Annotated in this window: 28 protein-coding genes and 1 pseudogene; all 29 read left to right on the top strand. The window is 36.4% G+C overall.

The annotated features are described in order from the left end of the window. Positions 1-138 precede the first annotated feature (138 nt). The 29 genes and pseudogenes from BLR86_RS04245 to BLR86_RS04115 all read left to right on the top strand — a co-directional run bounded on the left by BLR86_RS04245 (position 139) and on the right by BLR86_RS04115 (position 12,625). Positions 139-471, top strand: a complete 333-nt coding sequence (locus BLR86_RS04245; RefSeq protein WP_090758623.1) for a hypothetical protein — start codon at positions 139-141, stop codon at positions 469-471. Beyond that, the gene (locus BLR86_RS04240; RefSeq protein ID WP_090758621.1) at positions 471-650 is read left to right on the top strand and encodes a hypothetical protein; all 180 of its coding nucleotides are present in this window, start codon (positions 471-473) and stop codon (positions 648-650) included. Before BLR86_RS04245 ends, BLR86_RS04240 begins: the two co-directional genes overlap by 1 nt. A gap of 101 nt (positions 651-751) precedes the next feature. Then, entirely contained in the window at positions 752-1,015 is a 264-nt protein-coding gene (locus BLR86_RS04235) for a hypothetical protein (RefSeq protein ID WP_090758618.1), read from the top strand. Between the two features lie 11 nt (positions 1,016-1,026). Continuing rightward, a complete protein-coding gene (locus BLR86_RS04230; protein ID WP_090758616.1) occupies positions 1,027-1,374 on the top strand; it encodes a hypothetical protein in 348 nt (115 codons plus the stop codon). A 10-nt stretch (positions 1,375-1,384) separates the two neighbouring features. Beyond that, positions 1,385-1,609 carry a hypothetical protein gene (locus tag BLR86_RS04225; protein WP_090758614.1) on the top strand — a complete coding sequence of 75 codons (225 nt, stop codon included), beginning with the start codon at positions 1,385-1,387 and terminating at the stop codon, positions 1,607-1,609. A 103-nt stretch (positions 1,610-1,712) separates the two neighbouring features. Continuing rightward, complete coding sequence (locus BLR86_RS04220; protein WP_090758612.1) at positions 1,713-2,291, top strand: host-nuclease inhibitor Gam family protein; 579 nt, start codon at positions 1,713-1,715, stop codon at positions 2,289-2,291. Positions 2,292-2,293: 2 nt separating this feature from the next. Next, a complete protein-coding gene (locus BLR86_RS04215) occupies positions 2,294-2,545 on the top strand; it encodes a hypothetical protein (protein WP_090758610.1) in 252 nt (83 codons plus the stop codon). Continuing rightward, positions 2,542-2,817 (top strand): annotated as a pseudogene (locus BLR86_RS04210) (zinc-finger-containing protein); the annotation flags it as partial. The gene BLR86_RS04215 and the pseudogene BLR86_RS04210, both read left to right, overlap by 4 nt. Before the next feature lie 102 nt (positions 2,818-2,919). Next, positions 2,920-3,612 (top strand): AAA family ATPase, encoded by a 693-nt coding sequence (locus BLR86_RS04205; protein ID WP_090759423.1) that lies wholly within the window; start codon positions 2,920-2,922, stop codon positions 3,610-3,612. After that, on the top strand, positions 3,612-4,088 hold the full coding sequence (locus BLR86_RS04200; RefSeq protein WP_090758609.1) for a DUF669 domain-containing protein: 477 nt from the start codon (positions 3,612-3,614) through the stop codon (positions 4,086-4,088). The genes BLR86_RS04205 and BLR86_RS04200 overlap by 1 nt, the downstream gene beginning before the upstream one ends. A gap of 73 nt (positions 4,089-4,161) precedes the next feature. Next, on the top strand, positions 4,162-6,513 hold the full coding sequence (locus tag BLR86_RS04195; RefSeq protein ID WP_090758608.1) for a phage/plasmid primase, P4 family: 2,352 nt from the start codon (positions 4,162-4,164) through the stop codon (positions 6,511-6,513). 244 nt (positions 6,514-6,757) lie between these two features. Beyond that, a complete protein-coding gene (locus BLR86_RS04190) occupies positions 6,758-7,192 on the top strand; it encodes a hypothetical protein (protein WP_090758606.1) in 435 nt (144 codons plus the stop codon). Beyond that, entirely contained in the window at positions 7,189-7,659 is a 471-nt protein-coding gene (locus BLR86_RS04185) for a YopX family protein (protein WP_090758604.1), read from the top strand. The genes BLR86_RS04190 and BLR86_RS04185 overlap by 4 nt, the downstream gene beginning before the upstream one ends. Beyond that, entirely contained in the window at positions 7,656-8,195 is a 540-nt protein-coding gene (locus BLR86_RS04180) for an ERCC4 domain-containing protein (protein ID WP_090758602.1), read from the top strand. Before BLR86_RS04185 ends, BLR86_RS04180 begins: the two co-directional genes overlap by 4 nt. 59 nt (positions 8,196-8,254) lie before the next feature. Further along, on the top strand, positions 8,255-8,464 hold the full coding sequence (locus BLR86_RS04175) for a hypothetical protein (RefSeq protein ID WP_090758600.1): 210 nt from the start codon (positions 8,255-8,257) through the stop codon (positions 8,462-8,464). A 13-nt stretch (positions 8,465-8,477) separates the two neighbouring features. Next, positions 8,478-8,618: a hypothetical protein gene (locus tag BLR86_RS25910; protein WP_175492785.1), complete on the top strand. Its 141-nt coding sequence runs from the start codon at positions 8,478-8,480 to the stop codon at positions 8,616-8,618. 15 nt (positions 8,619-8,633) lie between these two features. Then, the gene (locus BLR86_RS04170) at positions 8,634-8,834 is read left to right on the top strand and encodes a hypothetical protein (RefSeq protein WP_090758598.1); all 201 of its coding nucleotides are present in this window, start codon (positions 8,634-8,636) and stop codon (positions 8,832-8,834) included. After that, complete coding sequence (locus tag BLR86_RS25905) at positions 8,825-8,995, top strand: hypothetical protein (RefSeq protein WP_175492784.1); 171 nt, start codon at positions 8,825-8,827, stop codon at positions 8,993-8,995. The genes BLR86_RS04170 and BLR86_RS25905 overlap by 10 nt, the downstream gene beginning before the upstream one ends. Further along, positions 8,992-9,318, top strand: coding sequence for a nucleoside triphosphate pyrophosphohydrolase family protein (locus BLR86_RS04165; protein ID WP_090758596.1), 327 nt, complete (start codon positions 8,992-8,994; stop codon positions 9,316-9,318). Before BLR86_RS25905 ends, BLR86_RS04165 begins: the two co-directional genes overlap by 4 nt. Beyond that, positions 9,302-9,556 (top strand): hypothetical protein, encoded by a 255-nt coding sequence (locus tag BLR86_RS04160; protein WP_090758594.1) that lies wholly within the window; start codon positions 9,302-9,304, stop codon positions 9,554-9,556. Before BLR86_RS04165 ends, BLR86_RS04160 begins: the two co-directional genes overlap by 17 nt. A gap of 72 nt (positions 9,557-9,628) precedes the next feature. Continuing rightward, positions 9,629-9,967 carry an organic solvent tolerance protein OstA gene (locus BLR86_RS04155; protein ID WP_090758592.1) on the top strand — a complete coding sequence of 113 codons (339 nt, stop codon included), beginning with the start codon at positions 9,629-9,631 and terminating at the stop codon, positions 9,965-9,967. 48 nt (positions 9,968-10,015) lie between these two features. Next, on the top strand, positions 10,016-10,456 hold the full coding sequence (locus tag BLR86_RS04150; protein WP_090758590.1) for an ArpU family phage packaging/lysis transcriptional regulator: 441 nt from the start codon (positions 10,016-10,018) through the stop codon (positions 10,454-10,456). A gap of 36 nt (positions 10,457-10,492) precedes the next feature. After that, positions 10,493-10,699: a DNA translocase FtsK gene (locus tag BLR86_RS04145; RefSeq protein ID WP_090758588.1), complete on the top strand. Its 207-nt coding sequence runs from the start codon at positions 10,493-10,495 to the stop codon at positions 10,697-10,699. A gap of 13 nt (positions 10,700-10,712) precedes the next feature. Beyond that, on the top strand, positions 10,713-10,943 hold the full coding sequence (locus BLR86_RS04140; protein WP_254782230.1) for a hypothetical protein: 231 nt from the start codon (positions 10,713-10,715) through the stop codon (positions 10,941-10,943). A 244-nt stretch (positions 10,944-11,187) separates the two neighbouring features. Then, positions 11,188-11,478, top strand: a complete 291-nt coding sequence (locus BLR86_RS04135; protein ID WP_090758584.1) for a hypothetical protein — start codon at positions 11,188-11,190, stop codon at positions 11,476-11,478. Positions 11,479-11,518: 40 nt separating this feature from the next. After that, positions 11,519-11,698 carry a hypothetical protein gene (locus BLR86_RS04130; protein ID WP_090758582.1) on the top strand — a complete coding sequence of 60 codons (180 nt, stop codon included), beginning with the start codon at positions 11,519-11,521 and terminating at the stop codon, positions 11,696-11,698. Next, positions 11,695-11,964 carry a hypothetical protein gene (locus BLR86_RS04125; protein WP_090758581.1) on the top strand — a complete coding sequence of 90 codons (270 nt, stop codon included), beginning with the start codon at positions 11,695-11,697 and terminating at the stop codon, positions 11,962-11,964. Before BLR86_RS04130 ends, BLR86_RS04125 begins: the two co-directional genes overlap by 4 nt. 25 nt (positions 11,965-11,989) lie before the next feature. After that, positions 11,990-12,235 carry a hypothetical protein gene (locus BLR86_RS04120; RefSeq protein WP_090758579.1) on the top strand — a complete coding sequence of 82 codons (246 nt, stop codon included), beginning with the start codon at positions 11,990-11,992 and terminating at the stop codon, positions 12,233-12,235. Between the two features lie 3 nt (positions 12,236-12,238). Then, positions 12,239-12,625, top strand: a complete 387-nt coding sequence (locus BLR86_RS04115; RefSeq protein WP_090758577.1) for an HNH endonuclease — start codon at positions 12,239-12,241, stop codon at positions 12,623-12,625. Positions 12,626-12,732: the final 107 nt, after the last annotated feature.

Genomic DNA, 12,732 nt, shown 5'->3' with positions numbered 1-12,732 from the left:
AGGAACGAATCAAGTTCTAAATCAACCAGTTTAGCATATTAGGAGGTGATTAATACGTTAGAATTCGCGGTTGGTTATGGAATATTAGCTTTGGTTTTTAGGGTGTTAGCAGAAAAATTATTAGGAGGGAAATAAGAAATGGAAAAAGTGATGATTTCAAAAGAAGAAGCTGCGGCATTGGAAAGTGCTCTTGAAGTAAACGGTGGGGATAGAGCTAATGTAAGTCAATACCATGGTGTAAATGGATTGTGGACAGATAAACGTGAGGCATTAAATAACATTGATTTAGAAACTCTAAATGTCGCTTTATATGTTGGATATGAAATTGAACCTGGTCCTGAGGACAAGATCCTTGAATATTACCATAGTCTTGATACGAGTCGTGAGTTTTCATCAGAATGGCAGATGTCATTAGCAGTTACAAAAACTCTAAATTTATTAAACATCAAAATTAAAGGAATTAATTGCTAATGCTCGATTATTGGAAAGCTAGTCTTCCACAATTATCTTATGCCGATTTAATCACTCTTGTGGAAGATGCAGAAAGAAGAATTGGTTCTCATGTAGCAGGTGGAAATGAAATTAATGAATATGTACAAAGGCAGCAAGCATTACTGGAGCTAATCCAGGATGAACTTTTAAGGAGGTGAGTACATATGAAGATTAAAGCAAAAGCATGGTTGGCTATGTCGGTGCAGGAACGTCTTATCGCAGTTTATTTAGTGGCTAAGGATAACAGGAGGTAATTTTATTGAAAAAGAATGAAAAGATCCCTCCAGAAGAACAAAAACAATATATCTTACTTGAAAATACGAATAAAAATTATGAGAAATTATTTGGTTGGAAACCTGGTACTATCTTAAAACGAATTTCAATTTGGTATGGAAGTAATGGTTGTGGTCGTGATTTAAAACAAGCGTATTTTGTACGTGCTGATGATAACTCTACTTGGGGACATATTGTTTGGAATGACCATGTAAAAGAAATAACAGATCAATTGGAATTAGAAATTTAGGAGGTGACAATGTGTCGATTGGGAAAGTGACTGTTTGGTATATGACGGAGGAAGAGCGACTAGCATATGTAGCTAAGCACCCTATTGTGCCCACTGGTGAAGCTGTTTTTAGCACTGAAACAATTGATTATAAAAAGGTTAGCGAACGCAAAAAAGAGGCACTACAGCGAAAAGGTAAGTTAATTGATAGTGTCGATAAGGATACCCTCCACAAATTGTTTATGTCAGGTGAAACAATACCAGAGATTGCAACAGCACTAAATATATCGATTTCAGTCTTAAACAAATACATTGGTGATCAGCGGAAAATTGAACCTGATAAATGGCCCATTCGGAGTAAAGGTAGAAAAAGGGAATGAGGTGAGTAGTTTGGGAGAAATTGAGAATCCCATGATAGTAGACAGCTTGTGGAAGGAAAAGGAACAGGAACCAAAAGTAATTGGTGATTGTGCTGGATGCCAGGAAGATATTTTAGCCGGTGAAGATATTTATGAATTCGATGATTATGGGGAAACAGTACTTATTCATCAAAAAGCTGAATGTTGTCAGCAGTATGTTGCTGAAATGTCAGTTTGTAGGATTGCCGGAGAATAAAAAGACCCACTTGGCAGAGTGAGTCTCGTGTAAAGGTGATTCGTTTACATAACCTAGCTCCATTATAAATGAATCGCCTTAAAAAACCAAATGGAGGTACAAAATGAATTCCTTATTAAAAAATGAATTGCAATTAGTTGAAAATTTCTTCGAAGATGCTGTGTATGCAGAGGAAGGACAAGAAAGTCATTACTCTTTCCAAATTACTGATTTAAATAGTCTTAATTGGGTTTTTCGTAAACTTTCAGCATTAAAGACTAAGGAAAAAGAAATCAAGCAACTTGCTGAAGCTGAACGCCAAAGAATTGCAGATTGGGAACGTGGGGAGCTCTCCACAATTTCGAATAGACTTGAATCATTTGAAACTATGATTGCTGCATATCATGCAAAGCAACTTGAGCAGGATCCTAAAGCAAAAACAATCAGCACGCCTTATGGTAAATCAAAAACTAGAAAATCCGGTGAAGCTCCTGAAAAACAGGATGAAGAAAAAATCTTGCAATATGTCATTGAAAACGAAATGGACGAGTTTATTAAAAACAGTGTTAAATGGGGCGATTTGAAAAAGTCACTCAAGATTGTGGATATCAGTGGTGAAAAGGTTGTAGTTGATGAAAATGGTCAGGTAGTACCTGGTGTGACCGTTAAGCCTGAATCAATCTCCTATTCTGTGGAGGTGTAAAAATGTTAAAAGTAAATCTAATTTCTTTTGAAGATTTAACACAGCAAGAACAAGAGGATCAGCCTGATAACGGACCAGGTAAAGAGTACGCTAACTACATCAAAATTACCGATAGTGCTAATACTTTGCTGATTTTGTCAGATGCAGTTGAGCCAGAAGACGCGACTTTTAGAAGGGATTTTAAAGGTGTTGTTAGAGCGATTGAACAGGCTTATAAAATCGGTTTAAGAGATGGAAAAAAATTCACATCATGAATTGCCCTTACTGTGGAAGAGAACCAATCTTCCTCTCCAGTAAAGAATTTTACGGCCGCGACTATGGCACCAATGTTTATCTTTGCCGTCCTTGTAACGCTTATGTTGGCACTCATGGCAGAGGAAAAACTCCACTTGGGACAATGGCAAATCGGAATCTTAGAGAAATGCGTAAACGGACCCATGCTTCATTTGACCCACTTTGGAAATCTAAACGCATGAGTCGTTCAAAAGCTTATAAATGGATGGCAGAAGTGATGGAACTACCAGGGGATAAAGCTCACATTGGAATGTTTGATGAGGAGCAATGTTTGGAATTGCTTGGCCATCTTAGGGAAAAGCCAAATAATCAATTAAAAAAAGGAGTGACAACATTGGAATTAACAAATGGTTCTCAAATTACTAAAAGTAAAAATGCAAAAATTATCATTTATTCTAAACCTGGTGATGGAAAAACGACAGTAGCAGGTAAAATTCCGGGAAAGACATTGGCTTTAGATATTGATGGTACAAGCCAAGTGTTAGAAGGATATTCAAATGTCGATGTTGCAAAAATTGACGGTAAGAATCCGCATGATAGTATATTGCAATTCTATGCTATTGCAAAGGCAAACATCGGGAAATATGACAATGTTTTCATCGATAATTTAACTCATTATCAAAAGCTCTGGCTGCTTAAGAAAGGAGAAAATACTAAAAGTGGGATGCCAGAATTAAAAGATTATGCTTTGCTAGATAACCATCTTTTGGGATTAGTAGAAACGTTTAATGCATTAGATGCAAATATCATTTTTACAGCTTGGGAAACAACTCGAACAATCATTCACGATGATGGTCAACAATACAATCAATTTATTCCAGATATTCGAGATAAAATTGTAAATCACATCATGGGAGTTGTTCATGTTGTAGCAAGGTTAGTAAGAAAAGCAGATGGAACAAGAGGATTTATCCTTGAAGGTAATCAAAGTATTTTCGCTAAGAATCATTTAGATCAGCGTAAAGGTTGCGTTCAAGAAGAATTAATAGTGTCATCCATAAATCAAAACACAGGGGGTAATAAGTAATGTCATTCTTTAAATTTGATGAAGAAAATGCAAGTACAGGATTTGAATTAGTAGCTGAAGGAAAATATGAAGCAGTTATCGTTAATGCTGAAGCTGGAAAAACTCAAGCAGGTAAACCTAAATTATCAGTAGACTTTGAGATTCGTAGTGATGTTCCACAAAATCATCAGGGTGCAAAAGTGCTTTATAATAACTTTACTTTTGAGCATGAAGTTTCAGTAAGAATCGTCAATTCCCTATTAAAAGCATGCGGATTCGCTAACAATCATGCCTTTAATTCACCAGAAGATATGGCGAAGCAGCTTATTAACAAAAATTTAAAAATCACTGTTAAGCATGACGAATATGACAAATTGGTTGATGGTGTAAAACAAAAACGTACTGCAGCAAAAGCGAAATATTATGATGTGTCCGATGTAAGCCCAATGATGTCAGCTGGTGCGATTACAATCGGTGATGATGATTTACCATTCTAAAAATAACTAAATAGAGAGGTTGGTTTTGCCCAGCTTCTCTTTTTTATACCTAAAAACGTAATCGGAGGGCGCAATGAAAGAAAATCCATACAGTTTTAACGATATCCCTGCCGAGTTAAAAGCCCTTCCCCAATGGATATTGTGGAAATCAGAGAAACGAAATAACAAGCCAACCAAAGTACCTTACCAAGCAAACGGAGAGATGGCACAAGCTAATAACCGTCGAACATGGAGCACCTTTGCAACAGCAGTAAAATTCTATATGGATGGTGGCTATGACGGTATTGGATTTGTGTTTAGCCGTCAGGATAATTATATCGGCATCGATATAGACAAGTGTGTATCAGATGGAAAAACCAATGCCTTTGCTACTGAAATTATCGACACTTTAGATAGCTATACTGAATTTTCTCCATCTGGCAAAGGTATTCACATCATCATAAAGGGTAATCTCCCTCAAGGGGTTATAGGTACCGGGCGTAAAAATACAAAGCACGGCTTGGAAATATACGCACATGGTCGTTACTTTACCTTCACGGGGAATAAAGAAAATTCTAATGAAATTTATGATCGCACGGATGAAATAGCTGAAGTATTTGAGCAATATTTTGATGATAGCGATATCCAGGGGCGAATAAACCTCGCGGAATTTGAAAAAGATGAAATCAAAATTTCTAATGACACGCTTTGGGAAAGAATATTTCGTTCTAAGAATGGCGATGAAATACGCTCGTTATTCAATGGCCATTTAATCAATGGGGACCATTCAGCAAGCGACTTATCCTTGTGCAATCATCTAGCATTCTGGACAGGAAAATCAGCAACCCGGATGGATACAATGTTTCGGGAATCAGGTCTTATGCGTGATAAATGGGATGTTATTCATTTCAGGGATACCAATGAAACATACGGTGAAAGAACAATAGCAACTGCTATTTCTTCTACTGCTACAACAATTTTAGACAACAAAGAGCAATTCGCAGAATTTTCCTTTGACTTCCACAATGTTGAAGAAGATGTCGAAAAAGAAAAGCCGAAAAAGAAATTCCGTTTGACCGAACTAGGAAATGCTGAACGGATCGCATATGAATATGGCCATGTAATCCAATATGTCAGCGATATGGGTTGGTTGATATGGGACGGCAAGCGATGGAAGTTTGACACAAAAAAAGAAATCGAACGAATCACTAATAAAGTTTTGCGAGGATTGTATAAATCGGATGATGAAGCTGAAACAAAGTGGGCGCGAATGTGCGAAAGAAGAAATATCCGAATGAATAGCATTAAGGATCTTATGCCATTGGTTCCAGGAGAGCGTGAGAGTTTTGATAGACATAAGTATTTGCTTAACCTGGAAAATGGAATCGTTAATTTAAAAACAGGAAAGTTGCAGCTGCATGATCGTGAACTAGGATTAACGAAAATCACAAACGTTGCATTCGATGAAAACGCAAAATGTCCGGAATGGTTAAGTTTCTTGGAGCAAATATTTCAAGGGGATAAAGAACTTATCGAATACATGCAGCGGCTTATCGGATACTCATTAACTGGAGAAATTACCGAGCAAATAATGGTTTTTCTAATCGGTGGTGGATCCAATGGTAAATCAACTTTCATCAATACGATTAAGGACCTCATGGGCGAATATGGTAAACAAGCAAAATCAGATACTTTCATCAAAAAGAAAGAAACAGGTGCCAATAACGATATTGCCAGATTAGTAGGGGCGCGCTTTGTGTCTGCAATTGAAAGTGAAGATGGTGAACAACTATCGGAATCGTTCGTAAAGCAAATTACAGGTGGAGAGCCAGTACTTGCTCGTTTCCTTCGACAAGAGTATTTCGAATTCATTCCGGAATTCAAAGTGTTCTTTACTACAAACCATAAACCGGTAATAAAGGGTGTTGATGAGGGTATTTGGAGACGTGTTCGATTAGTTCCATTTAATCTACAGTTACCAAAAGAAAAACGTGACAAAAAATTACCAGAGAAACTCTCACTCGAAATGCCTGGCATATTAAATTGGGCGATTGAAGGTTGCTTGAAGTGGCAGCAGACAGGATTGAATGATCCCAGAACAGTTATGAAAGCAACAAATGAATACAAAGAAGATATGGATATCTTAGGACCTTTCTTATATGAACGTTGTTATGTCGGAGTCGACCAAAAGATCCCTGCAAAAGACCTTTATGAAGTTTATTCCAATTGGTGTTTCCAAAATGGAGAGTTTGCTTTAAAAAATCGAGCTTTTTATCGAGCACTTGAAACGAAGGGTTTTAAAAAGGAACGTGGAAGCGGAAATAAGTTTTTCATCTATGGAGTTACTTTACAGGAGCGAAAAGTTAGCTTTATTCAAGAAAAGTTACCAGATTTAGACGAAAATCAGCAAGATTCTTCAAAAAGTAACTTTTTTAAAATTACTTGAAAACCAATGGTATCAATGGTTTTAGTTATTTTTTATAGTTATTTAGTTACTTTGTTACTTAAAAAATATATAAATAAAAATATATATATATATATATAAGTCTATTAGTAGCGTTTAATGCCAAAATAGATAACCTTTAGTAACTAAATGGTACAAGCCCTTGGGGCAGTAAGGTTCAAAGGTGATTTAAAAAGTAACTTTTCTATAAAAATAGTTGTTTTTTAGTAACTTAGGTGGTGATTCCATGCAAGTGTTAATGATCCTTAGCCAAATTTGGAAATCAGGTGCAAATATTTATCTTGATAAAGCTGATGATCGGATAGCGATTGATAATCAGAAATTAATACCTGGTGAAGTTATGCAATCAGCTGAATATAATTTTAAAAAAATCGCTGATTGGTTCCAGTCCTGGAAGAATGCCAGTAATGAAAAAATAACTATTCGTAAAGCACTTCATACCTATTGTGGGTGGGAGAAAAATGAAAAACTTAGCGAATGGCTATGCGATGATACGGATTCATTAATGTTATTTACCGATTGGACTATTTTCTTAGCGAAAAATGGTTGGGTTGATATTTATGATGACTTTAGGAATTACGAAAATGAAGAATCAGATCGGATGGTAAGAGAGTTATATATCCGTGCTGTTGCATATGCGAAGAAAGGAGTGGGAGCATGAGGGAAATTAAGTTTCGTGCCTGGGAAAAGAATCTTAAAGAAATAATTCCTGTACACAACATAGATTTTGAAAAGAAAATGATAAACACAGAATCTGCATGGCGGTTTTTTAATGAAATTGACTTAATGCAATACACAGGCTTAAAAGACAAGAACGGTAAAGAGATTTATGAAGGGGATATTGTCAAGGTTAATACCAACCAATACGGAGTTTTCAAAGTAGAAGTTAGATTTTACCAAGGTGAATTTGGCTACATGAATATGGATTGTAAACAAATAACACCGCCGGATAAATGGGATAAGGAATATCCAATAACTTCAAGCGGATGGTTTATGGGAGGATTTAGTCCACTAAGCGGAAATGGTTATGCAAAGCATAAACCTTGTAATGCTTTTGGGGAATTATCGGATATTGAAATCCTCGGTTCGATTTTCCAAAATCCCGAGCTTCTAGAGGTAGCTGAATGATTCATTACAGCTACACAGATACTGAATTAAATAAAATCCTCAAGACACTCACTATCGTTATTGATACTCGTGAAAATGTAAACGGTCATATCCTTGATTATTTGCGCCAAAAGGAAATCCCTATAAAAATACAAAAATTAGATACCGGTGATTATGGCTGCATGATTCCAAAAAATGAAGAGTTGGGGATAGCACGCGATATCTTTTTAAATAGTCGAGTTGAACGGAAAGCGCACATCGACGAAATTACAGGAAATTTGCAAAAGGATACGGCCACAGCATTTGAAAATGAATTGATCCGTTCCAAGGACATTCCATTCACATTAATTGTGGAAGACCTACACGGATATGAAAAAATGCTCAAAGGTAAATACCGTTCCAAATATAATCCATTAGCATTGCTCGGTAGACTCAATACATTTAAAGCGAAATACAATTTTGAAATTGTATACCTAGATCAAAAATACACCGGAAATTGGATATATCACCATTTTTATTACCAGGCAAAACATTATCTAAGAACTGGAGCTTTTTAAAAGGTGGAATAAATGATGGTCAATAAACGAAGAAAATATGTATTTAGTGAGGTGAGATTGTGGCCAGAAAACAATCTGATTTTGCCGTGTATCGTGGAGAGGAATTCCAGTTTATCGGAAGTGCAGATGAATGTGCAGAATTCTTAGGGGTGAAGAAAAACATAATTTATTTATTTTCATCTCCCTCTTATCAGAAAAAGGTGGCTAATCCGAAACGAAATCGCGAGACATATATAACCGTTATAAAGTTGGATGAGGAAGAGGAATAAAAGGAGGGAAATCATGGCTAAGCACATTGTAGATAAAGATAGCCTCCAATATAAAAAGCAATTAGCGGAATTCATGCAGCAGATAAATCCAAAGCCTACGCTTGAACAAATCGAACAATTAAAGCAGCAGTACTTAGATAAGAGAAATAAATAAAAAAGGTGTGATTGTGTGGGGCTTTTATATAATGTAGCCACCATTCCGAACCTCAAAAGAAATCACATCATCGAGAGATTACTAGCTAAAGGCATCAAAGAAACTAAGGATGGTACAAGCATTTATGAATTGAGTTATCGAGAACTAAAGCTTCAACTTGCAATAGTTCGATGTTTGGAGATTGAAGTGGAAAGCAGTGAAAACGGATGGTTCTAGATTTTTCGAAAGCAACTAACCAACAATTATTAACGATTACACACTTTGAAGATTGTCCAATTAATTTAAAACATCTTGCAGCTGCTGAATTACAAAAGCGTGAAGAAATTAGATATACAAGAAATTGTGCGAGGAAATATGCTGGAAGGAGAACCAAATGAAATTAAATGAATATCAAGAAATTTCCGCGAGAACTGCAAACTCACATGATTTTGAATTAGCCAATTATGGTTTAGGTATTACTGGTGAAGCTGGAGAAGTTGCAGATTTGATTAAAAAAGCTGTTTTTCATGGACATGCTATTCCTAAGGATGCTATCAAAAAAGAGTTAGGTGATGTCCTTTGGTATCTAAGTCAAATTGCTAGATTAGCAGGATTGACACTTGAAGAGGTTGCCACTGGGAATATCGAAAAGTTAATGAAACGGTACCCAGATGGTTTTTCAAGAGAGAGGAGTGTGAATCGCTGTGAAGGTACAAATTGAAGGTGATTTATATCTCGAATCTGATGAAAGGCAGTTTATCCTTAAAGAATATACTGGCAAGCAGGATAAGGACGGGAAGGATATATTTAAAATCCATGGCTTTTACGGTACCGTTCAGCAAGCCCTAAAAGCATTCACCAAAATGAAGATTAAACAATCAACAGCTGTGACTTTATCAGAGTTAGTTTTAGACATTAATAAAATAGAAGAATATATTTCTTCCAAGATTACTATATAACGTCTGAAATCAGCTGAAAAGAACCTTAAAACCACATATAAATATCAATCTATTAATAAAGGAGCGAATACCATGGCAAAAGTACAACTTAATCAAAAGGAACAACATTACGCGGATACACGTGAGCAAGCAGAAGAAATTATATTGGCTGCTAAAGAAAATGAAAATCTTCAAATGCATAAAATCACAGAGAAATACAATAAGTACGGTCAATATTTCTTAATCGATTTAACTTATGCTTATCAAACTCCTAAGGAAGTAATGGAGAGTCGTCCTGTAGATGCGCCAGAAGGACAAATGAGCATCGAGGATCATGAAGGCATTGAGTACAAGGTAGAGAGCGATGGTACAGTTTCTGTCGATACTGACCAGGTATCACTAGATGATGTGGACAGCGAAATACTAAATTAATAGATAAAGCCCTGGGGTTTCCCAGGGTCCCTAAAGGGGTGTCGAATATTGGATTTTGAACTTCCTGAATTGGACAGAAAAGCGACTCAAGAAAAAGTCGAAGGAAACTTAGCAAATTATCGCCTCTTTAAATACTTAGAGTTTGAGGAAAGAGAAGCTTCTGTTACAGCCAGCAGTACACCTAGATATCATGGTGCTACAAATGTAACAAGCGACCAAACAGGTTCCATTGCCATTCATAATGTGGATGAACAGCAGAAAAGAAAGCAATTCTGTGAACGGATTGAGTGGGCTGTAAAACGATTACCTAAGATGGAAAGGTTTCTTATCGAAGAAAGATATATGAGTGAGGATGCTGAATACTTAACAGATTTTAATGTCTATTATCATAAATTCCAACCTCCGATTTCTGAAAAAACTTATTCTAAGATTCGCTGGAAGGCCTTTTATAAATTAGCTTTGAACTTGAATATTGCTGTTACAAAATGAAAGAAAAGACGACGTAAGAAAAGAGGAGAAAAACTAATGATAAATCAAAGAACAGAAGAAGAAAATTATCAATTGGCCAAGGAAGAGGTAATTCGTTTGCAAATAGCATCTGCAGCTTTCGTTCAAAGGCGTTTACGAATTGGATATACTTCAGCTGCTAGAATTATTGATCGTCTTGAAGAAGAAGGAATTGTCGGACCTTATTTTGGTAACAAGCCAAGAGAAGTATTGGTAAAAGCTTAGCTATGGAGGGATTATGATGAAGCAATTAAAAGTTTGTTTACACAAAAAGAACGCTCATACACTTGAAAGAAATGAACATGGTAAATGGCTGTTGGATGGAAAAATCATCACTCAAGAGAAAGCAATAAATGAACTTGTTGAGGCAGTCCAAGACTTAGGTTATTGGTGTCAAGTTGCCAAGGATGTTCTACCCAAAGAAGATTTTGAAATGGTGCAAGAATCCTACGAATACCATGAAGATTAACGTCGTCTGTCGAAGATAGTACGGAAATAAATCGAAAATATTCCAAAAATATTCCGGAAATAAGTCGTGTTGTTATGAATTTAACATGATAAATTTATATTATCGGAAATAAAGGAAAGAGCAGTTTCATGAGGGTTATCCTGGTGGCTGCTCTTTTAATTTTGTTTTGTCGTTTATTGACGAACGATTGTATTTGTCCATTTTTTTCCTTTCGCTATAATATTGAGCGAGGGGAGGTGTTGAGATGGATAACAAGGAAAAAATGTTACATATTCTAAAAGCATATTATGATAAAAAAATGTTTAGTAAAAAAATAGAATTTAAGGAAACTGATTTTGAATACGGAAGGCACGAAGCAGCATTTTATTTATCTAACTTAGAGCGTGATGGATTACTTGAGTTTGATGGTGAAGTAATTCGGACTGGTGGTCAAAGACATCCTAAGTACAATAATAGTGTTTCTATGATTTGGTGGAGTAATGCTGATATTACTAGAGATGGTGAAATTGAGTTAAAAGAAAATGGATTAATTTAATATTATTTATGAGAGCATCCTTTCGAGGGTGCTTTTTATTTTGAATAAGGAAGGTGTTGAAATGAGAATTGAGGATCACTTAACTAAAGAACAGAAACAGCAGCTAGAGAAACTTAAATCACCGAACAAAGAAAAACTTAGCACAAAAGATATTGAAGAGTTAATGGGGACTAGACGTGACAGGTATGAAAGACGGAATGGAGCTGTGAGGAGAAAATGATTCTAACTGATGAACAAGAAGCCCAACTTTATGAGCTTGCAACAATAACCGGAATAGCAATTGATGAATTTAAGAAGGCATTATTTGTTTTTGTTGATTCTTGCCGAGAATCCTGGGGAGCTTTGGTCAAATGTGTTGAAGAAATTAATGAATATTACTTAATACTGGATGACAAACCAGATTGGAATACTCCTAAGAAAATAGTATTGAAAAGCCAGGTACTAATTAGAAAGCCATATATGGCAAGAGCAAGGAGTACTTGTTAAATAAATTATAAGGAGTTGTTGTGACATGGCTGAAAAGCGCGAGTCAAACGCAGGAGAATTAAAAGTAAAGATTGATGTCGATTGTTCAGAAGCATTGAAGGGCTTAAAGGCAGTGACAAGAGCAGCTAAGAAAGCTACAGCTGCTTTGAAAGAGTTAGAGGAACAAATGAACAAGAGTCAAAGGGATATCACAATAAATGTAGATGGAAGAAAGATTGTGACGGAAGTTATAGCTGACCTTAGAGGCAGGCCACTTAGAATGGGTTATTAACATATGCCAGTTAAACCATTACGCCCATGCAACAAAGCGGGCTGCCGTAACCTAACACGTGACAGGTATTGCAATGAGCACGCCCATCTAATAGCGCAGCAGAATAAGGATCGCTACAAATACTATGACAAGTACAAGCGTGACAAAGATGCTGCTGCTTTCTATAACTCAAAGCCATGGGAGCTGGTGAGAGAGCAAGCTTTATTGCGTGACCTTGGGCTGTGTCTGCATTGCTTAGAGTCTAAAGAGATAACACTAGCCGACATGGTGGACCATATCATTCCGATTAAGATTGAATGGGACTTGAGGCTATCGATAGGCAACCTACAATCGCTATGCAACGCATGTCATGCTGTCAAGACGTCCGAGGACAAGATTAAGTACAGATAGATGTATATCGTCAGAATTGTTTAGGTTTTTTACACAATTTAAAAATTATGCAAGGGGTAGGGGGAGGGTAAAAAGTTTCCCCCAAAAGTCGTAACACCCCCTTTGCC

Origin of the sequence: Bacillus sp. OK048 (genome assembly GCF_900103525.1) — a bacterium.
Classification (GTDB): Bacteria; Bacillota; Bacilli; order Bacillales; family Cytobacillaceae; genus Neobacillus.
Note: the sequence above shows the minus strand (reverse complement) of the source record. Positions and strands in the feature narration are given on the sequence as shown.